The sequence below is a fragment of the Sphingomonas sp. H160509 genome, assembly GCF_024124765.2.
Lineage (GTDB): Bacteria > Pseudomonadota > Alphaproteobacteria > Sphingomonadales > Sphingomonadaceae > Sphingomonas.
Genome location: NZ_JAMXSR020000001.1, coordinates 271682 through 294257 on the forward strand (window position 1 = coordinate 271682; position 22576 = coordinate 294257).

The 22576-nt window shown below is 61.3% G+C and carries 24 protein-coding genes and 4 pseudogenes; 12 read left to right on the forward strand and 16 right to left on the reverse strand.

What is annotated here, in order from left to right; all coding sequences use genetic code 11:
* Nucleotides 1–25: 25 nt before the first annotated feature.
* The 4 genes and pseudogenes from NHF48_RS01415 to NHF48_RS01430 form a co-directional block, all read right to left on the reverse strand.
* A pseudogene (locus NHF48_RS01415) lies at nt 26–220 on the reverse strand (NAD(P)-binding protein); the annotation flags it as partial.
* The gene (locus NHF48_RS01420) at nt 217–1173 is read right to left on the reverse strand and encodes a Brp/Blh family beta-carotene 15,15'-dioxygenase (protein WP_263816593.1); all 957 of its coding nucleotides are present in this window, start codon (nt 1171–1173) and stop codon (nt 217–219) included. The gene NHF48_RS01420 and the pseudogene NHF48_RS01415, both read right to left, overlap by 4 nt.
* Nucleotides 1174–1213: 40 nt before the next feature.
* Nucleotides 1214–1981 (reverse strand): bacteriorhodopsin-like, encoded by a 768-nt coding sequence (locus tag NHF48_RS01425; protein ID WP_253069808.1) that lies wholly within the window; start codon nt 1979–1981, stop codon nt 1214–1216.
* Between the two features lie 283 nt (nt 1982–2264).
* Nucleotides 2265–2846 carry a LuxR C-terminal-related transcriptional regulator gene (locus NHF48_RS01430; protein WP_253069959.1) on the reverse strand — a complete coding sequence of 194 codons (582 nt, stop codon included), beginning with the start codon at nt 2844–2846 and terminating at the stop codon, nt 2265–2267.
* Between the two features lie 350 nt (nt 2847–3196).
* Here NHF48_RS01430 and NHF48_RS01435 point away from each other — a divergent pair, with 350 nt between their 5' ends.
* Together NHF48_RS01435 and NHF48_RS01440 are read left to right on the forward strand one after the other, a co-directional pair.
* Nucleotides 3197–3364 (forward strand): hypothetical protein, encoded by a 168-nt coding sequence (locus NHF48_RS01435; protein ID WP_253069809.1) that lies wholly within the window; start codon nt 3197–3199, stop codon nt 3362–3364.
* Nucleotides 3361–3831 carry a hypothetical protein gene (locus NHF48_RS01440; protein ID WP_253069810.1) on the forward strand — a complete coding sequence of 157 codons (471 nt, stop codon included), beginning with the start codon at nt 3361–3363 and terminating at the stop codon, nt 3829–3831. The genes NHF48_RS01435 and NHF48_RS01440 overlap by 4 nt, the downstream gene beginning before the upstream one ends.
* 509 nt (nt 3832–4340) lie before the next feature.
* Here NHF48_RS01440 and NHF48_RS01445 read toward each other — a convergent pair.
* A complete protein-coding gene (locus tag NHF48_RS01445) occupies nt 4341–5120 on the reverse strand; it encodes a class I SAM-dependent methyltransferase (RefSeq protein ID WP_253069811.1) in 780 nt (259 codons plus the stop codon).
* A gap of 86 nt (nt 5121–5206) precedes the next feature.
* On the opposite strand from NHF48_RS01445, the pseudogene NHF48_RS01450 reads away from it, so the two are divergent.
* Nucleotides 5207–5639, forward strand: a pseudogene (locus tag NHF48_RS01450) (Rrf2 family transcriptional regulator).
* A 182-nt stretch (nt 5640–5821) separates the two neighbouring features.
* On the opposite strand, the gene NHF48_RS01455 reads toward NHF48_RS01450, so the two are convergent.
* The 5 genes and pseudogenes from NHF48_RS01455 to NHF48_RS01475 all read right to left on the reverse strand — a co-directional run.
* Entirely contained in the window at nt 5822–6331 is a 510-nt protein-coding gene (locus NHF48_RS01455) for a MucR family transcriptional regulator (protein WP_253069812.1), read from the reverse strand.
* A gap of 63 nt (nt 6332–6394) precedes the next feature.
* On the reverse strand, nt 6395–7351 hold the full coding sequence (locus NHF48_RS01460; RefSeq protein WP_253069813.1) for a hypothetical protein: 957 nt from the start codon (nt 7349–7351) through the stop codon (nt 6395–6397).
* Nucleotides 7348–7719, reverse strand: a complete 372-nt coding sequence (locus tag NHF48_RS01465) for a hypothetical protein (RefSeq protein ID WP_253069814.1) — start codon at nt 7717–7719, stop codon at nt 7348–7350. Before NHF48_RS01465 ends, NHF48_RS01460 begins: the two co-directional genes overlap by 4 nt.
* A 500-nt stretch (nt 7720–8219) precedes the next feature.
* Nucleotides 8220–8978 carry an aldo/keto reductase gene (locus NHF48_RS01470; RefSeq protein WP_253069815.1) on the reverse strand — a complete coding sequence of 253 codons (759 nt, stop codon included), beginning with the start codon at nt 8976–8978 and terminating at the stop codon, nt 8220–8222.
* Nucleotides 8911–9492 (reverse strand): annotated as a pseudogene (locus NHF48_RS01475) (aldo/keto reductase); the annotation flags it as partial. The pseudogene NHF48_RS01475 and the gene NHF48_RS01470, both read right to left, overlap by 68 nt.
* A gap of 96 nt (nt 9493–9588) precedes the next feature.
* Between NHF48_RS01475 and NHF48_RS01480 the strand changes: the two are divergent.
* Nucleotides 9589–10476, forward strand: coding sequence for a LysR family transcriptional regulator (locus NHF48_RS01480; protein ID WP_253069816.1), 888 nt, complete (start codon nt 9589–9591; stop codon nt 10474–10476).
* Between the two features lie 205 nt (nt 10477–10681).
* On the opposite strand, the gene NHF48_RS01485 is transcribed toward NHF48_RS01480, so the two are convergent.
* Nucleotides 10682–12148, reverse strand: a complete 1467-nt coding sequence (locus NHF48_RS01485) for an 8'-apo-carotenoid 13,14-cleaving dioxygenase (RefSeq protein WP_263816595.1) — start codon at nt 12146–12148, stop codon at nt 10682–10684.
* Nucleotides 12145–12450 carry an antibiotic biosynthesis monooxygenase family protein gene (locus tag NHF48_RS01490; RefSeq protein WP_263816596.1) on the reverse strand — a complete coding sequence of 102 codons (306 nt, stop codon included), beginning with the start codon at nt 12448–12450 and terminating at the stop codon, nt 12145–12147. The genes NHF48_RS01485 and NHF48_RS01490 overlap by 4 nt, the downstream gene beginning before the upstream one ends.
* 508 nt (nt 12451–12958) lie before the next feature.
* On the opposite strand from NHF48_RS01490, the pseudogene NHF48_RS24490 reads away from it, so the two are divergent.
* From NHF48_RS24490 to NHF48_RS01520, 7 genes and pseudogenes are all read left to right on the forward strand, one after another.
* A pseudogene (locus NHF48_RS24490) lies at nt 12959–13834 on the forward strand (ATPase domain-containing protein); the annotation flags it as partial.
* Between the two features lie 166 nt (nt 13835–14000).
* The gene (locus tag NHF48_RS24495; protein ID WP_342454543.1) at nt 14001–14378 is read left to right on the forward strand and encodes an ATPase domain-containing protein; all 378 of its coding nucleotides are present in this window, start codon (nt 14001–14003) and stop codon (nt 14376–14378) included.
* Between the two features lie 61 nt (nt 14379–14439).
* Entirely contained in the window at nt 14440–15249 is an 810-nt protein-coding gene (locus tag NHF48_RS24500) for a PAS domain-containing protein (protein ID WP_263816597.1), read from the forward strand.
* A 58-nt stretch (nt 15250–15307) separates the two neighbouring features.
* Nucleotides 15308–16081, forward strand: coding sequence for an ATP-binding protein (locus NHF48_RS01505; RefSeq protein WP_263816598.1), 774 nt, complete (start codon nt 15308–15310; stop codon nt 16079–16081).
* Nucleotides 16071–16475 carry a response regulator gene (locus NHF48_RS01510; RefSeq protein ID WP_263816599.1) on the forward strand — a complete coding sequence of 135 codons (405 nt, stop codon included), beginning with the start codon at nt 16071–16073 and terminating at the stop codon, nt 16473–16475. The genes NHF48_RS01505 and NHF48_RS01510 overlap by 11 nt, the downstream gene beginning before the upstream one ends.
* Before the next feature lie 46 nt (nt 16476–16521).
* Nucleotides 16522–16863, forward strand: a complete 342-nt coding sequence (locus tag NHF48_RS01515; RefSeq protein WP_253069818.1) for a BLUF domain-containing protein — start codon at nt 16522–16524, stop codon at nt 16861–16863.
* 555 nt (nt 16864–17418) lie between these two features.
* On the forward strand, nt 17419–17688 hold the full coding sequence (locus NHF48_RS01520) for a hypothetical protein (RefSeq protein WP_263816600.1): 270 nt from the start codon (nt 17419–17421) through the stop codon (nt 17686–17688).
* Nucleotides 17689–17938: 250 nt separating this feature from the next.
* On the opposite strand, the gene NHF48_RS01525 is transcribed toward NHF48_RS01520, so the two are convergent.
* Nucleotides 17939–19594, reverse strand: coding sequence for a hypothetical protein (locus NHF48_RS01525; protein WP_253069820.1), 1656 nt, complete (start codon nt 19592–19594; stop codon nt 17939–17941).
* A gap of 129 nt (nt 19595–19723) precedes the next feature.
* Nucleotides 19724–21154, reverse strand: coding sequence for a DUF6880 family protein (locus NHF48_RS01530; protein WP_253069821.1), 1431 nt, complete (start codon nt 21152–21154; stop codon nt 19724–19726).
* A gap of 251 nt (nt 21155–21405) precedes the next feature.
* Between NHF48_RS01530 and NHF48_RS01535 the strand changes: the two genes are divergently transcribed.
* Nucleotides 21406–21594 carry a hypothetical protein gene (locus tag NHF48_RS01535; RefSeq protein ID WP_253069822.1) on the forward strand — a complete coding sequence of 63 codons (189 nt, stop codon included), beginning with the start codon at nt 21406–21408 and terminating at the stop codon, nt 21592–21594.
* Between the two features lie 37 nt (nt 21595–21631).
* Here NHF48_RS01535 and NHF48_RS01540 read toward each other — a convergent pair whose 3' ends face one another.
* Both NHF48_RS01540 and NHF48_RS01545 read right to left on the reverse strand, forming a co-directional pair.
* The gene (locus NHF48_RS01540) at nt 21632–22117 is read right to left on the reverse strand and encodes a hypothetical protein (RefSeq protein WP_253069823.1); all 486 of its coding nucleotides are present in this window, start codon (nt 22115–22117) and stop codon (nt 21632–21634) included.
* Entirely contained in the window at nt 22026–22307 is a 282-nt protein-coding gene (locus NHF48_RS01545) for a type II toxin-antitoxin system Phd/YefM family antitoxin (protein WP_253069824.1), read from the reverse strand. Before NHF48_RS01545 ends, NHF48_RS01540 begins: the two co-directional genes overlap by 92 nt.
* Nucleotides 22308–22576 lie beyond the last annotated feature (269 nt).

Here is a 22576-nt window from a genome sequence, read left to right on the forward strand (position 1 = left end):
CGCGCTCCAGCGAGAACAGCTCCTCGATGAAATGCGGGACGGTCAGCACGGTCGGTCCCATGTCGAAGACGAAGCCGTCGACGCGTCGGACGTAGGCGCGGCCGCCGACATCGGCGAGCTGCTCGACGATCTGCGTATCGAAGCCGAGGCTCTGCAGGCGGATCGCGCAGGCGATGCCGCCGATCCCCGATCCGATTACGATAGCGCGCTGGCGGGTCATGATATTGGTCTATCCTGGAAGCCGGGGGAAGGTTGAACGCCCGGCGCGAGACGCTGTTCGATCCAGCGGGAAAAAAGCAGGTGCGGCACCGCGACGGTTGCAAGCAACTGGAACGCCTGCGCGGTCTGGTCGGACGTAAGAAGCCGCGAAACGGTCGAGGCGAAGAGCAGCCAGCCGCCGATCGCTAGACCCGACATGATGGCGCCGGTCGCCAGCCACCAGCCACGCGAGACGTCGCCCAGCGCGGTGCGCGCGCCGGCGAGATGGCGTGGCGAATGCAGGAATACGAAGAAAAGCGCGAACCCCGCGACCGGCGGCGCGATGATCAGTGCGACCAGCGCGATCGCAGTTGCGGCGGCCCAGCCCCTTGCGCCGTCACGCCAGGCGATGGCGATACCGACCGTGGTGACCAGCAACGCGACCGGCGCGACCGCGATCATCGCGCGAGCGACGGTTTCGCCCCCGTCGCTGCCTGCCATCGCCACGAACAGCCGCGCGACATCGGCCGGATGTCCGATCGCGGCGGCCGCAATGATCGCGGTGCCGGCGGCGACCTTAAGCAGCGGCTCGTCGAGCATCGTCCAGTCCTCGCCGAAATGGACCGAGGCGGCTGCGATGAACACGATCAGCGCGATCAGCGGCGCGGCGATCCAGAGGCTGGCCATCACGCCGGCGATGGCGACATAGCCGCCGACCGCGAGCGCGAGACCGCCACGCCCGAGGCGGGTCGCGCGCAGGAGCAAGGCGATATCATATGCGCCGTGCGGCATCCCGCCGCAGACGAACACGAGTGTCGCGGCATATGTTGCGGTCGGGCTGTTGAGCGGCAGCCGCACGACGAGCGTGAGTATCAGCGCGATCGCAGCCATCCAGAACGCAGGATACACGACGCCGCCGCGCCCCTGGGGGACGCGGCGGTCGGATCGTGCGATGGAGGCGGTTCCCGTCGCCATCATGCGCCGGTCTCGATCTCAGTCTGAACTTGCGCGTAGATCAGTGGACGTGACCGGCAAGGCCGTGTGCCTCGACCTGAGACTTGCGGACCGAGATCATGTAGATCAGGATTCCGACGCCCGCCTTCGCGATGATGTCGGCGATCGTGTACCCTAGCTGGATTACCGTCGTTGCGGTCGCGCCGGTGATCCCAGCATAGGGCGCCATGTACACGATGGGATAGAAGCCCCAGGACGCGAACGTTAGCAGGCGGGCCTTGCGTACCAGATCGCGCGCCGCCGCAGGCTGCTGCTCGATCGACTGGCCGAGACCGCGAAACAGCTCCCAGACGATGTAGACGAACGGAATGGACGACAGCGTACCCCACAGCGCACGGGTCGCGATGTCCGTCGCGATCTCGCCCGGATAGCCAAGCACAATCATTAGCGCCGCTGCCGAGCCGAGCCGCACAGCCTTCGACGAGGTCTCCTCGGGTGACAGGCGCATGACGAGCACGAGTTCGATCAGCAGCAGCGGCACGGTCAGCAGCCAGTCGACGTAGCGATAGGCATCGTTGAACGCGAAACCGGTGGCCGTGATGACCCCGTCCTTGAGCACATAGGCCGCATTCCAACTCTCGAAGATGCGCAGGTAATGATAGGCTGCGATCGCGGTCACCAACCCGGATATCGTGACCGCGGTACGATAGGCAGGCGCGACTTGCGATCGGCACAGCCAGAGGAACGCGGTCGCCGCCGCCATCGTCGCGAACGTGAACGAGAACGCGTTGTACACCAGCGAGAACTGGAACGGGGTCAAGATATCCATAAACGTCTCCATCGCCTTGCTGCGCCCGGGCCCGCTACGGTGGCTGGCCGGCATTGTTGCGGGGGGCGAGGCCGATGATCGCATCGGCTTGGGCCACCCGAGGATGGCGCCACAGCGGCTTGAAAGGGTATCGGAGGGAGTTCCACCCAGGCCGCGAGCCGTTGGCTATACCGCTCCCGACCTAGCCGCTGTGACGACCGACACCGGCATACGACTCGACCGGTTGCGGCACGATACGGACCTTGGCCCATACCCACTGCATCCAGCGTCGCCGTAACTCAGGTCAGAGCCCGGCTTCGACCGCTAGACGGATCAGGTCTGCGGTGGTCGTGAGGCCGAGGCGATCCATGAGGATCGCGCGGTGCATCTTCACGGTTTTCTCCGCCAGACCGAGTTCTGCGGCAATCTGCTTGTTGAGCAGGCCCTGTGCGACGAACTTGAGCACCTGACCTTGGCGTGGCGACAGCGATTTGACCAGTTCGGCGGCGCGGATACGGCGCATGCTGGTCGGCGTTGCTGCGCTGGTATCAATTTCGACCTGCGAACCGAGGAAATACAGCAGCCTGTCCTCCTCGTCGTAGAGCGGCGCCACCAACACGGCGTTGCGGAACGGCTGTCCGTTACGCTTGTAGTTCAGGATTTCGACCAGCACCGGCTTGTGCTCGCGAACGCCCCGACGGATTTCCTCGGATAACCAGGGCTCGGTTGCTGGCCCCGACAGGAACCGACAATTGCGCCCGACGACTTCGTCCGCAGGATAGCCGGTAAGATCGCAGAATGGCTGGTTGCAGGCGACGATCGGATTGTCGGGTAGTCGCGGATCGCTGATGACCGATGGGATCGGACTGTCGGTGACAAGTCTCATCAACCGCGAATCGGCACTGACCAAGGCCGCGCCGGTCGAGGCGCTCTCAATGGCTATCACGAACCGATCTCCCCGGCGCCAACGTACATGCTTGCACCTTTTCGGATCGAATAGCATGGTTTCGATCGCCGTGTGCAAGCCGACGTTGCTTACCAGGGCTGGCATCGCGGTTAGATGGCGCCGACCTGCTCGCATGAATCGATGTCCGCTACCGTGATCCGTAATCGCGATCCGGCCGGCCCGGTCCGGACTGCGAAACATAGATCGCGTACCGGCTCGTGTCGTTCAGGTCGACGTCGGGCGACAGCACGAATATGCTTCCGAAGACGTCGTTTTGTGGAAGAGACGAGATGATTCAGGCGATCCGGCCGACGGCGGCGGAGTTGGTCGACGGCAAGACCGGCAAGCTGACCGGGGTCGGCCGCGAGTTCCAGTATTCGATCGACAAGGGCTGTAGAGACGACCCGGACCCCAGCACGATGGCGACGGTCGGCAAGACGGCGGCGGGCGGCAAATGATCGAGCCGGCCGGGTCGGCGATCGATCGTCTTGTTCCGGCGTTGCGGGCCGGTGGGTTCATGCGCGTGACATCGTCGAACTATCAGGAGGAATTCAACCGAGACGATGTGACGGTCGCCTATTCCTGCGGGCGGTACGGAGAGGAGTTGATGTGTTTTGTCACCGACGCCGGTCAGTTCCGGTTTCAGATGAGCTCTTACTTGGAGATCGTTGATCCGCCCGCTGCAGGACAATCCCGCGCCATCGCGCGTGAGAACGATGTCGATCAGCTGAACTTCGACCATGCCAATTATGCGGCGATCTCACGTCGTTATTATCTGACGATGCAGGCGCTGCTTTCTGGTTTCCTGAAAAACTGGCCCAGCGGGAAAAGCATCGTCGACGATGAGGCGAAAGAGCGGATGAAGCAACGCGACCGGGACGTACTCGCGTCCTTCGGCTTGTCGAGGGAGCAAACCTACATATAGGGGGCGGTGCAGAAAACGAAGCCCGATAGCTCGGACTCAAAGCATATATTAATGCCGTTCTGATTGGGTCGGCAAACCCATGTTTCTAGTCGCCACCCGCTGCAAAGGCAGCAGAGATGAGGCGTATATGGGGTCGCTAGTGCTCGGTGCTTCCACGATTGTACGAGAACCCTGTCGGGATAGGAAAGTGTGCGACAACCTCAGTGGGAGGGTTTCTGACAGGTAACCAGCGACGCCGTTTTGGCATGAGCTCCAAGCCGGCGAAGTTGATCGCTTGCGAGCTTGCTGAGCCGAATTCCGAAACTTTGCGAATGGTCGTTCATCAGAAGCCCGGCATTCACGACTCGATTTTCTAAATATGGCTTCTGCCCAATTCTACCCATCAATTCAACCGCCGCTGGCGGCGATTTGCCTATGTGAACAAACGGCCGAAGTTGGGGGAGCGACAGGCCGACCGTCAGTGTCCGAATATGGGTCGCCCCCGCCGCACTGGTCGCATTCAGAAAGCTTTAGCGTCGTGCCGTGGCAATGAGCGCCGTCGACGGTATCGGTAAGACGGCGCGGTCAGCGGCAAACGTCCACACCTCGGCGACAACAGCGGCCTTCTCCACTTCGCTCAGACTGATCCAGTCCGGCGACATGCCGAACAATGTGTCCGGTTCCGCCAGCGCGGCGGTCTCGAGCAAATACTCGTGTGTGACATGCTCGATGTGAGGATCCTGAAACCCCGCCGTGACCAATTCGCGGGCAAAGTCGGCGGGATCGCTAAGCGCCTGGACCGCCATCGGCAAAGTCATGCCCGCGCGCTCGGGAAACAGTTTGCGGCGGATCTGACCGAGCAGCAGAAAGGTAGCGGCGCCACGGTCCTGCCAGGTCGCGACTACGCAGTAACCGCCGGGGCGTGTCACGCGTGCCATCTCGGACAGACCCTTGCGCCAGTCCGGAAACATGATGACGCCGAAGATTGAGAAGACGGCGTCAAAGCTGCCATCGTCGAGCGCCAGCGCCTGACCATCCATAACCTTCGCCTCGACGTTGGTGAGGTTCGCGGCGGCGATGCGTGCGACCATGGCAGGGGAAAAATCGGTCGCGAGCACCCGTGCACCCGTGCGAGCCGCAAGCAGCGCCAGCGCGCCGGTACCTGCAGCGACGTCGAGCACGCGGCTGTCTGGCGTCAGTACGACGCGGGCGAGCGCTGCCTCGGCAAAGCGGGCGGTGAAGGGGTGCGCGGTCTTCTCGTAGTGTCTGGCGGCGGCATCCCAATGATCGGGGTTCTCATAATCGGACATCGTCGGGCTCCACAAATCATGTAACAGCATTAGTAGCGTGAAATGCCGTGCTTGCCAATCCCGGCGCGCCCGTCGAAGACCATGCCGTGCGTACCGACAGCCGACTTTCCCGAATGCTTCACGTGCTTCTCCACATGGCGCGGCACGAGGGACCGATGACATCCGAGGTGATCGCGCGCATGCTGGACACCAACCCCGTCGTGATCCGCCGCACCATGGCAGGGCTGCGTGAGGCGGGGTATGTGCGATCCGAAAAGGGGGCATGGCGGCGGCTGGGCTATTGCCGCCGATCTCCAGACCGTATCACTGCTCGATATTCATAATGCGGTTGGTGGGCCTCGGCTCTTCGCCATAGGCAACGAGCACGCGAACCCGGGCTGTGCGGTCGAGAAGGTCGTTAACGCGGCAGTGGAAGACGCGCTGGGTGAAGCGGAGCGTCTCCTAGTGGCACGGCTGGGCGCGGTCAGCCTTGCCGAACTTTCTCGAGAGTTTGATGCCCACTGCGGCACTGTCGAATAAGCAGCCTCGTTTCCAAGTAAGCGTTGCTTGAAGCGGCCTTGACCTGCGCCCACTCAATCGACCTTCAGAGCCTCAGCAGCGCGATCGTTTGACCGTGGGTACGCGGGGGCCTGTGGCGTTGGGGTAGCCGCGTTGGAACGAAAAGTGTGGGCTGGCCCCGTGATAGAAACCAGCCCAGTAGCTTATTCAGCTGTGGCTTCCTCGGTCTTGCGCTTGCGTGGCGCGGGCTTGGCTGCTGGCGCGTCTGCCTTTGGCGTCGCCGACTGACCCGGCTTGCGACCCAAGCCAATGCTCTTGGCCATCGTGCGACGTGCTTCCGAGTAGCTGGGAGCAACCATTGGATAATCGGCCTTGAGGCCATAGCGCTCGCGATATTCCTGCGGCGTCATGCCGTTAGTGGCGAGATGACGACGCAGCGTCTTGTACTTCTTGCCATCGATCATGCTGATGATGTGATCCTGGCTGGCAAGGGACTTACGTGCCGTTACGGCTGGCGTGTATTCTGGAGCCGCTACTTCTGGTTCGACAGCCGAGGCATTACCGCCAACTAGGACAGAAACAGTTTCGTACATTTTTTTCAAGAAGGCCGGAACGTCGTCAGCATTGGTACGCGTATTGGGATTGGCCAACCATGCGATTGTCAATTCCGTGGCGAGTTCAACCGGGTTCAGATCGAGGGTATCATCAGACATTTAGAGGCTCCATTTCTGGAGGCGCATCTAGGTAATTGGGAGGTCGTTATCAAGCCAAGTTACTCAATCGCAGCCATTAATGAATTCCCTCAAAGACGGTGGCGGGCTTAAATTTGTCTTGCTTGTATACCCGTCTCGGGCGTTGATTGCGCGTAGATCCGCCAGAATTACCTTATATTGGCTGTATAGAATGCGGTCGAGTGCCCAGGCATCTATGCCGATACGAGCGGCTATATCTTTAAAGATAGCTTCGGATTCATCAAACGTCGGTTTCGTAAATATGAGTTCCCACAGGATATCGTACAGCCGCGTATCAACAGCAAAATGATTTTGGACGAGCGGATGGTAAACATCCATCGCGATGTTCCGAGCGTACTTTGGCCCAATGCCAGGGTACTGCTGAAGGGCGCTCAACCAAAGGGCCGTGGACGACAGAGCATTAAGCCGCTCCCTGACAACCTGCGGTCCGCCTTCCACCAGAATCGATTGGTAAACCTGCTCTAGTCGACTGGCGACAATATCGCGGAAGATAGGGTTAGGGACAGTGTGGAACAGAGTAGCGCGCTGGTGATCGCCTAGCTGAATGACCCGATCCCAAATGAACTCTGCCATTCTAGGCTCGACCTTTTTCGTCCAATTGTCGGAACCTCGATAGCTGGCGAAAGAGCTGACGAAGTTCGTCCATGGCCAGTCGGGATGCTCGCCAAATTCGACTGCCGCATCCTTCATAACATGAATCTGCGTGGCCATGCGGCTGGCGTGGCTACGCAGAACTTCGACGTGCTCATCTGGTAGTGAACGCGAGGCGTGAGCGAAACAAGTATCGTTTGATGTCGGGCGCGGCGCCCGGACTTGGGAATGGCGGCGGCGGCTCAGGAGTTCCGCACGACAATCCCCGAGCGAGTAAGGGCCGCCATCCGTTAAGCCTTTCGACTCATAGTTTTTGATCGCCGCTTTAAGCTGCTGGCCATTCAGTTCGGAAATAGGCTTAGCGTTGGCTAGCGGTGGGATGACTGTCATTCCCCATGACGGCTTTTGATCGCGTCGAGGCGGCCTTTTGTGGCCGCCTCGGACAGTACCGCTCGCTTCTCGCTCTCGAACTCGTCAGCCGTGAGCGCCCCAGCCTGTTTCAACTCCCACAGTTTTGCGATCCGATCGGTGTTGGACCTGTTATCCAGAACCGGCGCTGAGGCTTGCCGGGCAAAGCTGCGACTGTCCTGACGGATAGCGTTGGCGACTAGAGCATGAAAATGCTCCATCTGACTCGCTGGGCCTTTCAGTAGGCGGTTTTGAGCATCTGTACCGTTGCCTTTCATTCTAAAAAACGTGATCCGATGAACCGGAGCGATCCTGTCATCGATCAGTATCTTCAGACTCAGTTCGTTCACTCGTTCTTTTTTGTCGCTTGGAGCCGGACATTCCGCCCATGAGCAAACCCAGAGGACCGAGCAGTACGGCACCTACGGCCGCGCCCATCACCTGTGAGCCTCGATTGGTCTGCGTGATTGACTGGCCGTTCTTCTCGACTTCCACGGCGGATATATCACTCCACGAACGCTCGACGTGGTTCGTGATGGTGCCAATGGCAATCCGTTTGTGCTCATGGTCGAGTGCTAACACACCGCGATCATGGGCCGACTTGTAGATGTCCCATCCCTGGTGCTCACCTACGAATGTGTTGTCCTCGGCATCGTGCTTTTTTTTTTAGCTTGATACCTGCGGTGACCATCCACCCCAAACCGCCGAGTATGATAATCCAAACGAAAACTGACATGCTGCCCCCTGTTTGCGGCAGGATATCTTAGGTTTCTTTAAGATCAACCATACCGGCTCAATCAAGATGGCTCTCAGAGCCCGCTTTCTAATACAATCCGGTATCGCCGACTGGTCAGGTCAACCAACCCGCCCCGATGATTCCGATCCGCATGACTACCCCCGTGCCGGCGTACAGCAAACGAACTTGCTGCCAACCGGACAGCTTCAAACGCGGAGTTTGTCGATTGGAGCCGACCACGCGTAGATCTCGTCTCGGGCGGGCGGCTCCAGGATGACGTTTCAGCTTCGGACATCGCCGCCGCCGAAGACAACCTGGTTGCGCACGGCAGGGGGCGAACAGGCCGTAGAGAAACGGCAGATTGCCACCGCTCACCCCATCGAGCGCAGCACGGTGCTCCGCCGACAGGTTGAGGCTGAGCGCGGCGACATTGTCGGTTACGTGCTCCGCCCGGCTCACGCCCATCAGCGTTGATGCGACGCCGGGCTGCCCGACCACCCAGGACAGCGCGACGCGCGCCGGCGTCTCGTTAATCTCCGCTGCGACGCGCTTCAGTTCGTCGAGAATCTGCCAGTTGCGCTCTGTGAACAGCGTGTCGCCGAACGGATTGTCGCCATCGAGACGCTTGTCGTCGACGGGACGCGCCGTGTCGTCCTGCCCGGCCTGGTTGGGGACGCCGCCCGCGCGCTTCGGACCCGTCTCGACGGTCGCGCGGTCGTATTTGCCGGTGAGAAGGCCATAGGCGAGGGGGGCTCCAGGGCACGAGACCCATGCCCGCCGATCGTGCGAACGGCAGGTGCTCGGCTTCGACCCCGCGTTCGACCAGCGAATAGAAATATTGCAGACCGATCGGCACCGGATTGCCTTGGACACGCGCTAGCGTCCTGAGTTCGGCGACGTACCAGGCCGGGGTGTTGGATATGCCCCAGTAGCGGATCTTGCCCCCTGCAATGAGCGCGGTCATCGTCCGTAGCAGTTCCTCGGCGGGGGTGACGCCGTCCCAGATGTGCACCCAGTACAGGTCGATGAAGTCCGTCTGGAGTCGGCGGAGCGATCCTTCGACAGACGCCAGGATGTGGCGCGCGCCGTTGCCGCCTGCACGATAGCCGCGGCCGGTCGCAAACCCCGATTTCGTCGCGATCACTAGCCGATCGCGCGACGATTGTGCGGCGACGAAACTACCGACCATCTCTTCCGACCGACCGCCCGCATAGACGTCGGCGGTGTCGATGAAATTGCCGCCCAGATCGGTGTAGCGGTCGAACACCGCGCGACTGCCGCTCTCGTCCAACCCCCATCGCGGCGTGCCGAAGGTCATCGTGCCGAGCGCCAGCGGGCTGACGAGCAGGCCGGAGCGGCCGAGCGGGCGATAGGTGTCGAGGTTCATGGTGGCATCCTGCAATGTGTCACCCTCAGATGGACGCCGGACGGCGTGAGGATTAGATCATCTGCGGCGCATGGGTTGCTGAAGGATGTTCAGGGAATGGATCGTGATCTCTGGTCCGGTCTCGCGGTGTTCGAAACGATCGTCGAGGCTGGCAGCTTCGCGCGAGCGGCGACGCGGCTTGGACTGTCCGCTTCTGCGCTCAGCCATGCGATGCGGTCGCTTGAGACAAAACTGGGCGTCCGGCTGCTCGACCGTACTACTCGGTCGCTGGCGCCGACGCCCGCAGGCGAGGAACTGCTGGCGCGGTTGAGGCCGGCGATCGCTTCGGTCGCGGGCGCGCTGGCCGACCTCGACAATTCCCGCGAACGGCCGGCGGGGCGGATCCGGGTCAGCGCGCACCGGGTCGCGGCCATCTACACCATCCTGCCGCGGCTGGCCGACTTCGCGCGCGCCTATCCCGACATCGCCGTCGAACTGGTGGTCGACGACGGGTTCGTCGACATCGTCGCGGACCGCTTCGATTGCGGGATCCGGCATGCCCAGACCCTGCAAGCCGACATGATATCGGTCCGTATCAGCGCGCCAGTACCGCTCGTCTTCGTCGCCGCCCCGGCTTACCTCGCCGATCATCCCGCTCCCGTCGATCCCGACGATATCGTCGCTCATCGTTGTCTGTGTTACCGATACACGTCCTCTGGCGTTGTACACCGCTGGGAATTCGAGCGGGATGGCCGGACGGTCGAACGGTCAGTCCGCGGTAACTTCATCACGAACGATATCGACGTGATGCGCGACGCTGCAGCTGCGGGGCTGGGGGTTACTTGCCTGCCGCTGCCAAATGCCGCGCTGCAACTGGCCGCCGGTACTCTGGTCGAAGTGCTGGCCGGCTGGGCACCCACGCTGGCCCCGAACCACCTCTACTATCCCAGCCGACGTCAACCGACTGCCGCCTTCCAGGCCTTCGTGACGGCAATGCGCGCGTGATCGAAAGCGTGCTTCGACAAGATTGAGGGCAGTTGATGATCAGCATGAACACGGTGCACTTCGATTGGGGGACGTCGCCGTCAACCTTCGAAGACCCACGGGTATAAGTGAGTGTCTGAAGTTGGGAAACGGAAAGGCCGGCCCGAACGGCGGAAAGTGGGTCGAGTGTAAGGCTGGACGAATGCGCAGCTGCCTGTGAATTAAGTTACTTCAGCCATGCACCATGGATGCCGGGCGGCACGCGATGCGGGATGCGGACGGATGCTACGGGCGGCGCCTCAAAGTTCCGGGCATCCAGTATCTCCAGCGCGGTGGTGTGCCCCCCGGCGTTGATCACGAGCCCGATGAGCCAGCCATCATCCTCGCCATCGTCTGGCGAGCGCGGCACGAACACGAACTCGCCCGCGATGCGTCCCGGTCCGAATTCGTGCAGCCGTCGCGTGCCTCCTTCCAAATCATGCTTGATGAGCGGCGCCTCGCCAACCAGCGTTTCCGTCATCTGTTCGGGCAGGCCGAGCGCATAGATATAGCGGTAGGCGCGGCCGGTGCGACGCTCGTCTATCGTCGGCAGCTCCTGTGGCGAGGGGTCGATCACACGCTGGTCCACCGATCCGGTCGAAGGGCCGATCGTCCATCGCTCGAGGCCGCGCGGCTGCTCGTCCGGTGCCAGATTGTCGCCAGCGAACATGCGGTCGTACGCGACCACGTCGAGCGCCACGCTCCCGTCCGGCAGATCAAGAGCATTGGCAGTGTGGAACACGAAGCAGGGATCGAGAGGGAACCACTGGATATCCTGCGCCTCGCCGTCGCGCGGCAGCAGCCCGATCCGGGCCGGGTGCTTCTCGTTCCACCGATAAGGAAAGCCGTGCCCCGCCAACACCGTGCGCATCGACAGGGTAAGCGGCAGGTCCATGACGACGACGTAGCGCTGCGTGATCGCGCAGTCGTGGATCAGCGCCCCGTGCGACACCGGGATCGTCACCGATCGTCGCACCCGGCCGGCGACATCGACGATGTTGTAGCGAATGCGCTTGGGATCGGTCGCCTCGTAGCACAGCGCGTGCAACTCGCCGGTCGCCGGGTCGCGGCGCGGATGGGCGGTGAACGAGCCGGGCAGGGTGCCGCCGAAATCGTCGTAGCGCTGCGTCTCTAGATACTCGTCGAAGCGGACCGGCGTGCTGCCGGCTTCGACCAGCGCCCAGCCACTGCCGGCATGGTCCAGTACGCTAGTGTTGACGGTGTCGAAGATGTGCCGTGGCCCTGGTGCCGCCGGCACGTGCCTGGTCGCCGCGACATCGGTCGAGCGGATCCAGCGATTCCGATACCACCGTGCTCGCCCGTCCTGGAGGCGGATGCCGTGCAGCATCCCGTCGCCGGTGAAGAAGTGGTAAGAGCGCGGGTCGGCGTCGGCGGGGTTTGGTCCGATGCGAACGTAGCGGCCGTCGAGCTCTGGCGGGATGATACCCTCGACGGCAAGGTCGGTGAGGGTCAGCTCCTCAGTCATCGGCTCGTGGATGCCGGTAAGTAGCGGATGCGGCGCATCGCGGGGTGGCAGGCGGTGCTTGTTGAACGCGGCGATGCCTGTAACGATCGGCGAGGCGATTGCGCCGACGACGTTGTCGATCGACTGCTCGACCCGGCTGGCGAACGTCGGACGCCGAGTGACCGTCACGATGGCGTCACGGTCTGGATGACGTCGAAGCCTTCGAAGCGAGGCGGCGCCAGGTACAACGGCTTGTGGTCGCCCGCGCCTCGATGGGCCGCGCGAAACGCCTCGGACCTAGTCCAATTCTCGAAATCCCCGCGCGACAGCCAGACGGTATGCGACGAATAGAGGACGTGATCGTCCGCCGCAGGCCCGCGCAGCATGTGGAACTCGACGAACCCCGGGACGCCGGCAAGGAAAGAGTCGCGCGACAGCCAGACCTGCTCGAACGCCTCCTCCTCACCGGGGATCACCTGAAATCGGTTCATGGCGATGAACATGGGGGCAAACTCCTGCGTCGACTGGGCAGGGCTAAGGTGGGGTGTAGCAGGACGGGATGCGAGGGCGATGAAGCCCCATAAGAGTTGAAAGAATCAGCTGAACGAATGTCTGAAAGGATAAGGCGATCGAGGTGAGCTAAACGGCTAGATGGGGGAGCTGGCGGAGAGCTTCTGGACCGGGGCGTGTTCGTTCAATGTGGTCGTCCAGGCCATCTGTGCACGGCCTCGAAAATCGCCCTTTGAGCCACCAACGCAATTCCCGTTTTTCCATCTTCGTTTGCGAGAATATCGGAAGGCTCTTTGGGGGGGCACCAATGCCCCACAAAGCTGCGATATTACTGAGGCTTCGTGGACTACCGAAGGTACCAAAATCGTGCAAAGAGATGGCTTTACGGCGCGAACGGGACATGAAGCTAGATGAGTCAGGGGTAGCACGGTATCGACAGGCAACATTGGCCTCGACACCTTACTGACTGGCGGACTCCCCGCCAACCGGCTGTACCTGCTTGAGGGCGCTCCAGGTTCGGGCAAGACGACGCTGGCACTTCAGTTCCTGCGGGAAGGCGCGAACCGAGGTGAAAAGGGACTTTACATCACGCTGTCGGAAACACGTGAAGAATTGTCCGTCGTTGCAGCGTCGCATGGCTTCGATATCGATCAGTTCGATGTGTTCGAATTCAACTCAGTCTCCGAGGCGCTAGGTGACAGCCGCGAGCAATCGGTACTTCACCCGTGGGAGATGGAACTCGGCGAAACGGTTCGGCTGATCGAAACCGAGGTGGAACGCGTTCAGCCAACGCGCGTCGTGTTCGACAGTCTATCGGAGATGCGGTTGCTGGCGCAGGATACGCTCCGCTACCGCCGTCAGGTACTGGCGCTCAAACAATTCTTTGCTGGGCGCGACACGACCGTGATCTTGGTCGACGACATGACTGGAAACCATGCAGGCCAAGACTCGCATCTCCATAGCCTGTGTCACGGCGTAATCACCCTAGAGCGATTGACGCTCGACTTCGGCGCTGCGCGGCGCCGGCTTCAAGTTCAGAAGCTTCGCGGCGTCGACTTCATCGCAGGATATCACGATTTTACGATCCGTAAGGGCGGCCTTGAGATTTATCCCCGCCTGATCGCTTCGACGCATCATGCCGAGTTCACCGGCGAAGTGACGCCGAGTGGAGTGCATGAGCTAGACAACCTGCTTGGTGGTGGTCCGATGCGGGGCACCAGCACGCTGGTGACAGGGCCCGCCGGTAGCGGCAAAACGACGATCGCCCTCCAGTACCTCGACGCTGCCTGCCGTAGGGGGGAGCCCTGTACCGTCTATGAGTTTGACGAGCGCATTGGTACATTGTTGGCCCGGGCCAAAGCTTTCAATCTCGACCTTCAGGCTCATATCGAAAGCGGCTGTCTCTGCATCCAGCAGATAGACCCGGCCGAAATCTCGCCCGGCGAATTCGCGTCTCGCATCCGGGAGGAGGTTGAGGGGGCGAGGGTCGAGGATGATCGTGATCGACAGCCTCAATGGTTACATGGCGGCGATGCCACAAGAGCAGCAGCTTATTCTTCAAATGCACGAGCTGCTGTCATACCTCAGCCAACAGGGCGTCGTGACGTTCCTTATCAACCCCCAGCACGGCTTGGTAGGCACCATGTCGAGCAATCTCAATGTCTCCTACGTCGCGGACTCGGTGCTGCTGCTACGCTTCTTCGAAGCTGAAGGGCGCATCCGCAAAGCCATCTCGGTGCTGAAGAACCGCAGCGGCGTGCATGAGGATACGATCCGGGAACTGCGGATCGACGCTGGCGGCATTCGGGTCGGCGAAGCGCTGTCGGCGTTCAGGGGCGTGCTTACAGGCACACCGGAGTATATTGGGTCAGAAAAACCCTTGCTGGAGGACCGCCTCGGTGGGGCATAGAAAGGCGATAGAAGGTCACAAGGTTCTAATCTGCGCGCCGTTTGGCCGGGATGCGGACAGTGTGGCCGCCCTTCTTGGTGACGAGGGCTATGACGTCGCTGTGTGTCCCAATTTGACAGCCATCTCAAAGCACGTCGATGAGCATATTGGCGCAATCCTGCTCACGGAAGAGGCGTTACGCGACGAGCAGACTGCCCTTCGCGATGCGATAGCCGCTCAGTCGGGCTGGTCGGATATTCCTTTTGTGCTGCTGGCAGCACAGCGCGCTGGTCGCGCTTCGTTGAGCACTGTCTCGCCGTTGCAGCTCTTCAGAGAGAGCGTGAACAATGTCGTGCTGGAACGCCCGCTTGGTAAGGCGTCGCTGATCAGCGCCGTTTCGTCCGCGATGCGCTCACGGCAAAAGCAGTTTGAGATGCGTGATCGACTCCGCGACTTGGCGGCGAGCGAAAGTCGTTTGCGGCTTGCCGCTAAAGCGTCGGATGTCGGGACATGGGACCATGATCTGGTCCAGCAAACCTTGCACTGGGATGATCGCTGCAAAGCGACGTTTGGTATGACGGCGGACACGGAAGTCACCGAAGAACTTTGGTTTGCCATCGTTCATGGCGATGATCGGGAGCGTGTTGGTCGTGCCTTTCGGCGGGCAATCCAAACGGATGGCGATGGGGTCTACGATGTCGAATATCGTACGATCGGCATGAGCGATGGGATTGAGCGTTGGGTCGCAGCAAGGGGCGGCTGCCATTTTGCCGCAGGCGAAGCGATCAGGTTTATTGGCACCATCATCGATATCACTGAGCGCAAAAAAGACCGAGGCTGCTCTGACCGCTTCGGAGGCGGCGCTCCGTGTCGAGAAGGACACGACCGATAGACTAAACCAAACCCTTGAAGTTCGAGTGAGCGAACGAACTGCGGCACTCGAGGCCGAGATGGCCAGCCGTACGAATGCCGAGGCTGCGCTACGGCAAAGTCAGAAGATGGAGGCAGTCGGTCAACTTACCGGCGGCATCGCCCATGACTTCAACAACATGCTGACTGGCGTGATCGGTGGTCTCGACATTATTAAACGTCGTATCGCTGCGAATAAATTCGATGATCTCGACCGCTTCATGGAGGCCGCATCGACTTCAGCGCAGCGAGCGGCCGCGCTGACCGCTCGTTTGCTTGCGTTCTCCCGGCGCCAGTCGCTCGATGCGAAGGCGCTCGACGTCAACGGCTTGGTCCTCTCGCTGGAGGAGCTTTTGCGCAGGACTATCCCGGAGAACATCGCGCTGCGGATCGTCGCCCCCAACACGATTGCCGGAGCTATCGCCGATGCCAATCAGCTTGAGAACGCTATTCTTAACCTCGCGATCAATGCACGCGATGCCATGCCAGAGGGTGGACAGCTTACGGTAGAGACGTCGCTCGTTGAGCTTGACGACGCCTATGCTGTGGCAAAGCCGGACGTGAAGCCAGGCCGATATGTGATTGTCGCGGTGTCTGACACCGGCGTGGGAATGCCTCCAGAAGTGCTGGAGAAAATCTTCGATCCGTTCTTCACGACAAAGCCGATCGGTCAGGGCACGGGTCTTGGCATGTCGATGGTGTACGGCTTTGCGCGCCAGTCGGGAGGCCAGGTCCGCGTCCACAGTCTTCCGGGGGAGGGGCACGTCGGTCAAGATCTACCTCCCTGCTACGCTCGAAACGGTCATGCCGGATGAAGGGGCAAAGGCGGCCGTTAGCCATGATGGGCGCGGTCAGACCGTGCTTCTGGTCGAGGACGATGAGTCGGTCCGGCTTCTTGTACGTGAGGTACTGGCAGAACTTCGGTACAATACGCTCGAAGCCGGTAGCGCCGACGAAGCGTTGCCGATCCTGACCTCGGACCGGAAGATCGATCTACTGGTGTCGGATGTCGGACTGCCCGGCATGAACGGGCGCCAGCTTGCCGAGCTTGCCCGTCAGCAACGGCCGGATCTCCCGGTGCTGTTCGTTACCGGCTACGCTGAGAACGCGGCTATGCGGGCCGGCTTCCTGGGCACGAACATGTCCATGATAACGAAGCCATTCTCGATCGATACGCTGGCAGCCAAGATCGATGAGATGATCTGTTGATGGCGGGCTTTCAGGAACCTTGGAGTTCCAAGGACGCTTTCTTCTAATGCACCGCCTCATTTACACTAGCAAATCTCTGATCGGCAGTAATTTGGCGGAGCTCGATGTGATCGTCAGACAGGCGAGCAGGCTCAACGAAGCTGCCGGTCTCACCGGAATGTTGTGGGCCGACGAAGATCGCTTCGTCCAGGTGCTCGAAGGAGATCACGACATCGTGGCCCGAACCGTAAGGCGCATTCGGGCCGATCCGCGGCACGAGGACATGGAGATGCTTTGCGATCGCTCCGTCGTTCAAAGAATGTTCGGCACCTGGTCCATGGTGCGCTCAAACCAAGAGCCCGAGGGCACTGCAAGTACTGCCTTTCTCGTCGGCCTCGTTAGGGGGTGAGCACAGTTTCTCCGCGAGGAAGGCTTACGATATGCTATTGAAGATCGACATAGACTAAAATCTTCTACTGGAACGGGTTGAGTCACTCCAACGGCGGGTATGGTACTGCGCAGATTTCGATGATCAGTACGTTTTGATGCGAGCGCAGCAACAACTCGATTTGGCGCTGGCTACTGGCCCAATGTAAAAGCGCTGCACCTGAATATGGGCGTCAGAGTACGCCACTTTGCCTGCGCGGTCGGATGCGGAGATCCCGAATGCAAGAAATGGCTCCAATGACTGATTTACAGGCGTTAGCGCGGAGCTTGGATGCTCTGATTGCGTTTGCTGATCATGAGGGAAACTTCGTTCTTGCCGCGACCCTTGATGCGGCACGGGTGCAGTTTTTTGAGCACTACGGACAGCCTGACGACTAAGTTGATTTCTGGCTGGTCTGCTGGGCATAAGGAATTTGGAAGCCAGGAGAACGACGTGGAGGCGAGGGACCGTGCGGCTGCAACAGCGGGCGCTATACTGAAGTTTCGACGCATACGATCCGAGATACTGCCGCGCGAGTTGTTCGCCGAACCAGGATGGGATCTGCTCCTAGAACTGTTTGTCGCCGACGCCAACGGTCACCGTCTTACCGCGCGCGCCGTCAGCGATCGGAATGAGATACCGCCCAGTGTCCTATCCCGTTGGCTCATACACCTTACTCAAATCGGCTTTATTGTTGGCGATGGCGACGGTAATCTTGACGATCCGCTAACACTTTCAGGGAAGGCGCTCGATAGCATCGAAGCCGTCATTGCTAAGATCGACGAATTACGAGAAGCCGCCGAATAGATTAATTGGAATTATGCGATCCGTCCCGATTGAGATCCTCTTCGCTAAGACGACAGCATCGGACAATGTCGGCTATCGCCTTCCCGTCTCGCGCCAGCGGACGATCCGCTTTTCTCTAGTCACGGCGTTCACGGCGGGTCGTCAGGCACCAAAAGCGTGGTAGCCCGAATATGAATGAGCGTCTGAAGTTGGTAAGCGCGAGAGGGCACGCGAACGCCTGCAACTGGGTCCAGTTCTCAGAAGCGGTGATTCAGCGGGCGACGAGGAGGGGAGCACCGCCGCCAAGCGAGACATGAGCGTCGATGTCAGTGCGCACGAGCGCCAGCCCGGGTACGGCAAAGCTAATATCCACTCCGTCGATTTGCTCGAACGGTGGCATGATTTTGAAAGTGATCGGGCGGCCGGCCGTGATCGTGTAGAGCCCGTCTCCACCCGCTACCCACAAGCCATCGGCGGCGGCCGTCAGTGCGTAGAAGGGAACTGTCTCAAAAGGCAATTTCGGTGGATCGGCAGGCCAGCTCTTCTGCATTGTGTACGGTTTGTAGTAGAGGCGTCGGACCTTGTCGCCGCACGCCTCGACCACCTGTCCGCTTGGAAAGAAGTGAACTAGGCCGACGGTGGCAACGACGCAGCCCGGGTGGCCAGGTTCGGGTCCCACGCCGTTGATCGGGCCGCCAAGTCCGGGGACTTCACTGACCGCGCCTGTATTTGTATCGATGCGCTCGAGGCCGCCACCCCACTCTCCCTTCGCGAGCCCCAGCAACAGGGTCGTGCCGGTATCGAAGGGCGCCGTTCGTACGATGGGACCGGTGAGCGGCACCGAGAGGGGGACGGTGCGTTGCCGCCCGCCCGCGCTGACCACGAGGCGGTTCCGGCTAACCGCAATCACACGTTGGTCGGTGCAGCTCAGAGCCTGAACCGCTTCCCCGTTTAGGTCCAAGCGTTGCATCGCGTGCCAGGAACGATCCTCGAGGCGGGACATCTGGCCATCCACGCCGACGATGACCAGTGCGGCGCCCGCGACGCAGATGTCGGCCGCCAGCCCGGGCGTCGTCTCAGTGCGGCGGTTGATCTCTCCCGGTGCTACGCTCGACAGTGTGCCGCGCTCGGTAAGCAGCCACAGGCGATCAGAGTCCCAGACCGCTCGCTTGATGAAGCGGTCCTGTCCGCGCAGCATATTCTCCGGAGTTGGGGCCGCAGGGTTCGTCGCTGCGCGCACTGCCGTTTGATGCTCGCGCACGAGAGCGGCGGCCACAGGGGCGGCCGGAACGCGGAAGCGCGTCGATGGGATGGCGGCGGTGCTGATCGAAACCAGTTGAGAGCCAAGGAGGTCGATCGGAGCACCCTGCGCGATCACGTGGCGGAAGCTGACGCGCTCCGGACTGTCGGCGCCCGGGAAGCTGCTCTGCTGCATTGCTGCGAGGCGCCGGTGGCCGGCCGCGAGCATTGCCAGCGAAGGATCGCGGCTGATGACCAGCGGCATGGCACCGGCATTGTGGCTAACGCCGCTGATGAAGTAGCGGGTGCCCTTCCGGCCGTTGATCGACACTGTGTCGACCGGCAGCCAGGGTTGCAAAATCTCCGACGCGGGACGTATGCCCGCGCGAGCCGCAGCAGTGTCCGCCGTCCGGATCACCGTCGGGCCGCCCGGCCCGGGTCTGACCTCGTATCCTTTGCCGTTTTTCCAGAGATAGTAGCCGCGATCGTCGTTCCCGGCTCGAACGTCGCCGTTTGACGCGACCTCTATGGTGAGCACGCCTGCTGTGCTTACCGCACCGGGCCGCTGGTAAGTCGCCGTCATATCCGCGCCCGCTCGGGTAGGCGCGAGCGCGAGCAGCGCGACGCCTAATAGCGATGAATATCGTACCATTAGACGGCAGCCTTTCTCTGAACGGCGATAATACACCTTTGACTCACCGAACGGGAAGGCAACAACGTTCCGTGCTCAGGCTGAACGAACGTCCGAAGGTGGGGAGGGCGCTGGCGGCCGCGAGTGTCTGGAAATGGGTCGACCTTACGGAATGCGGTCCCATGCTCATGCATCCCAAAAGCCGCTTTTGCGGCCATGACGCTGTTTGAGGTCGGCTATATAATCGGCGTGATTAAGATGCCCGGCGAAGTCCTCGATCCGGCCGGCAAGGTGTTCGCAGGTGCGGAGATGCCGGGCGGCATGACCATAGCGTTTGTACTTGGCGGCATCGAGCGACAAGTCGATCATCGCGCGCAGCACGAGCGTGGCCGCGAGCGGATAGCGCTGCTCCAGCGCGTCAGCGGCCGGGGTCAGGAGGCCGTAATGATCGCCGTCGAGTTCGTCGGTCCGGGCGATGATCATACGGGCCGCGCGGTCAAGCGCCGGCCAGTCGATCAGAAAGGCAAGCGCCTGATGGAAGCCGGGATAATCAGAAGCGAAGCGGATTGCTCGCTCCTCGGCATCGATGTCATCGAAATCCGGTAGTCGCTTCAGATACGCTCGCAGATAACCGGCATCGAGACCGCGCTCGAACGCCTGCCAGCGTTCGCTCTGGGCGTCATCGGATCGACCAAGGGCATCGAGCACGTCGATGCGTACCCGCTGCCAGTTGGGCCAGTAACCACCGCGACGATACGTCTCATCCGCCTGGTCGAGCGCGGCCAGCGCTTCGTCGGCGCGACCAACTGCCAGCATCCGCTCGGCGATGGCCGCCGCTATCATGGGGTTTGTGCGTTCTTCGTCCGAGTAGCGCTCCACGAACCCGTCGACGTCCCCGAGTGCATCGGCGATCTCGACCAGTGCCGAGCGGACAAAGCGCTCCTGATGGCTCCGCTCGTAATCGTCCGTGTGGATCGAACGGTTCGTGCTCAGCCCGATTGCCTGTCGCTTTCCGCCTTCAGCCGCTCTGGGAGTGGTGGATGACATTTGCTCGAACTTGACCTTGAGCCTTGTCAGTCCGTCAGACCCGAGCGCCGGTGCCGTCGTACCGATCAGGCCGTCGAACTGGCCATAGTCGTTTGCACAAACCGCCGCGAACACGCGGTCGACCAGCGCATCTGTGGGCTGGCCAGCCCGATCGGCGACATCGCCGAGATCGTCACGGGCGGTGGCGATGATGCTGCCAATCATGCCGTTGCTGTCGTCGCATCGCTCATAGATCGATGGCGCCATCTCCAGCAGCCGCCATAACAGGTCAAAGGCTTCGGCAGGATTTGCTGGCGCGACATGCGTGACGATCGCCTCGCGCTGCGTGTCGAGGTCTTGGCCAAGCTCCTTGGCCTTGCGCCAGTCCACATAGGAGCGCGATCGCGCGATCGAGACGAGCCGCTTACGAATCTCACCTGTGACGTCGCCACCGTTGTGGCTTGCCAATTCCAGTCGCAATCGACGTTTGGCCGCGGCATTGCCAGCGGTCATCTCGAGCAGGAGCTCTGCCAGACGTTCGGAGCCGAGCGCGGCCAAGTTGTGCGCATTGGGGGTTGTCGCGGACGCCATGCCATGTCGTCACGGGCGAAGCCTGATCCGTCAAGCGTCTGCGTAGGCCAGTCTGCGGGTCACTCATGTTGAGTCGCCGTGGATTTCACTGCCGCGCCGCGGCTTCGCGCATTGGGGCCTGCAAGGCACTGACTACGCCGCGGTAGGAACTGATCGCGCATGCGCTCAAGAATTTCGTGGCCGTGCAAACCGCCTTGCCTCGCGACAACCTTGCAATGTTACCATGAGCAAGGTGCACAAAGGACCCCCAGTTGAGTGACGCCCGTTCCGATATCCTGCAGCTGGCACGCGAGATGGCCGAGAGTGGCCTCTACCGCGGTTGGCGCTCCATCGAGGGACGGCTGCGCGCTGATGGCTTGCCGCGTGTTCGCAAAGCCTTGGACGACGACGTCAGACGTGAACTCGACCAGCGCTGCCAGACACTGCGGGCCCCCCGCTGAAATTTTCCGAGTTTCAAGGTTGGCGAAAGATTGTCCGTCAGTCGCGATTTATGGGGCGGCCTATGCCAGCCGCCACAACCGCGTCTCGGACGCGCCGGAAGAAGCTGGCCGGCAAATAGCCATAGCTCACCGCTGGCTCCCGACCCGCGATTGGACGGATGTCGTAGCCCGGCCACGCAAAGCGGTTCCATTCGGTGATAATAATCCACGATCGCTCGCCAGACAGGCCAAGATCACGCCGGACGGCGTCGGGCACTTCGATCGCCAACTGATCGCGGGTAGGGGCCTTGGTGGTCAGCGGCACGACGTGAACCTGATCGATCCCATCCTTCTGACGGGTCACCAGAACGACGGCGACGGGCCGGTCCTTTATACCTTCATCCTGGCCTTTAACGTACTCGTATTCCCACAGGTAGCTGTAGTTGAGGACTTCACCAGGCTGCGGCAGCGTTGAGCCTTTTTTCGGCGTCTTGGGCGCCGCGGCCGGGTTCGACGCCGCGGATGGCTTCGAGGGTTTCGTCATCAAGATCCTCCACGCGACCTGCAACGCGTTCACGACGGCGCAGGCGCTCATATTCATCGACGGGGACCATGACGAAGCGCACGCGGCCGTTCCGACTAACGCCGACCGGGCGGATCATTGCCTCGTCGGAATAGCGGCCGAACTGCTTTTGCAATTCGCCCGAGGGTACGATTTCCATGCTCGTCGCCATGAGCGGGTGTTCCTGTGCTGGATGCGTTGCAGGCTGCTACCTGCGCGGCGGGATCTCGATTGCATGCAGGCGGCTGCCGGTACGCGGGGGGCTCGATCGCGCGTGCGGGCTTAGCCTGCACATGCGGATCTTGGTGAAAGCACGACCGGCTTAAAGCCGATATCAATGAAATAGGCATAAGAGGAATAACCGTCAAGATACGGGAAGGCTGGAAGACCGGTTGACTCGGGAGAACTGGAATGAGGGTGTAAGTCCGAAGGAATAGGGAA

Excerpts from the sequence above, each read along its gene's own strand:
- NHF48_RS01420 (WP_263816593.1), bottom strand. The coding sequence starts at position 1,173 with ATGGCGACGGGAACCGCCTCCATCGCACGATCCGACCGCCGCGTCCCC.
- NHF48_RS01425 (WP_253069808.1), bottom strand. The coding sequence starts at position 1,981 with ATGGATATCTTGACCCCGTTCCAGTTCTCGCTGGTGTACAACGCGTTC.
- NHF48_RS01430 (WP_253069959.1), bottom strand. The coding sequence starts at position 2,846 with ATGAGACTTGTCACCGACAGTCCGATCCCATCGGTCATCAGCGATCCG.
- NHF48_RS01435 (WP_253069809.1), top strand. The coding sequence starts at position 3,197 with ATGATTCAGGCGATCCGGCCGACGGCGGCGGAGTTGGTCGACGGCAAG.
- NHF48_RS01440 (WP_253069810.1), top strand. The coding sequence starts at position 3,361 with ATGATCGAGCCGGCCGGGTCGGCGATCGATCGTCTTGTTCCGGCGTTG.
- NHF48_RS01445 (WP_253069811.1), bottom strand. The coding sequence starts at position 5,120 with ATGTCCGATTATGAGAACCCCGATCATTGGGATGCCGCCGCCAGACAC.
- NHF48_RS01455 (WP_253069812.1), bottom strand. The coding sequence starts at position 6,331 with ATGTCTGATGATACCCTCGATCTGAACCCGGTTGAACTCGCCACGGAA.
- NHF48_RS01460 (WP_253069813.1), bottom strand. The coding sequence starts at position 7,351 with ATGACAGTCATCCCACCGCTAGCCAACGCTAAGCCTATTTCCGAACTG.
- NHF48_RS01480 (WP_253069816.1), top strand. The coding sequence starts at position 9,589 with ATGGATCGTGATCTCTGGTCCGGTCTCGCGGTGTTCGAAACGATCGTC.
- NHF48_RS01490 (WP_263816596.1), bottom strand. The coding sequence starts at position 12,450 with ATGAACCGATTTCAGGTGATCCCCGGTGAGGAGGAGGCGTTCGAGCAG.
- NHF48_RS24495 (WP_342454543.1), top strand. The coding sequence starts at position 14,001 with ATGCCACAAGAGCAGCAGCTTATTCTTCAAATGCACGAGCTGCTGTCA.
- NHF48_RS01505 (WP_263816598.1), top strand. The coding sequence starts at position 15,308 with ATGGCCAGCCGTACGAATGCCGAGGCTGCGCTACGGCAAAGTCAGAAG.
- NHF48_RS01510 (WP_263816599.1), top strand. The coding sequence starts at position 16,071 with ATGCCGGATGAAGGGGCAAAGGCGGCCGTTAGCCATGATGGGCGCGGT.
- NHF48_RS01515 (WP_253069818.1), top strand. The coding sequence starts at position 16,522 with ATGCACCGCCTCATTTACACTAGCAAATCTCTGATCGGCAGTAATTTG.
- NHF48_RS01530 (WP_253069821.1), bottom strand. The coding sequence starts at position 21,154 with ATGGCGTCCGCGACAACCCCCAATGCGCACAACTTGGCCGCGCTCGGC.
- NHF48_RS01540 (WP_253069823.1), bottom strand. The coding sequence starts at position 22,117 with ATGACGAAACCCTCGAAGCCATCCGCGGCGTCGAACCCGGCCGCGGCG.
- NHF48_RS01545 (WP_253069824.1), bottom strand. The coding sequence starts at position 22,307 with ATGGCGACGAGCATGGAAATCGTACCCTCGGGCGAATTGCAAAAGCAG.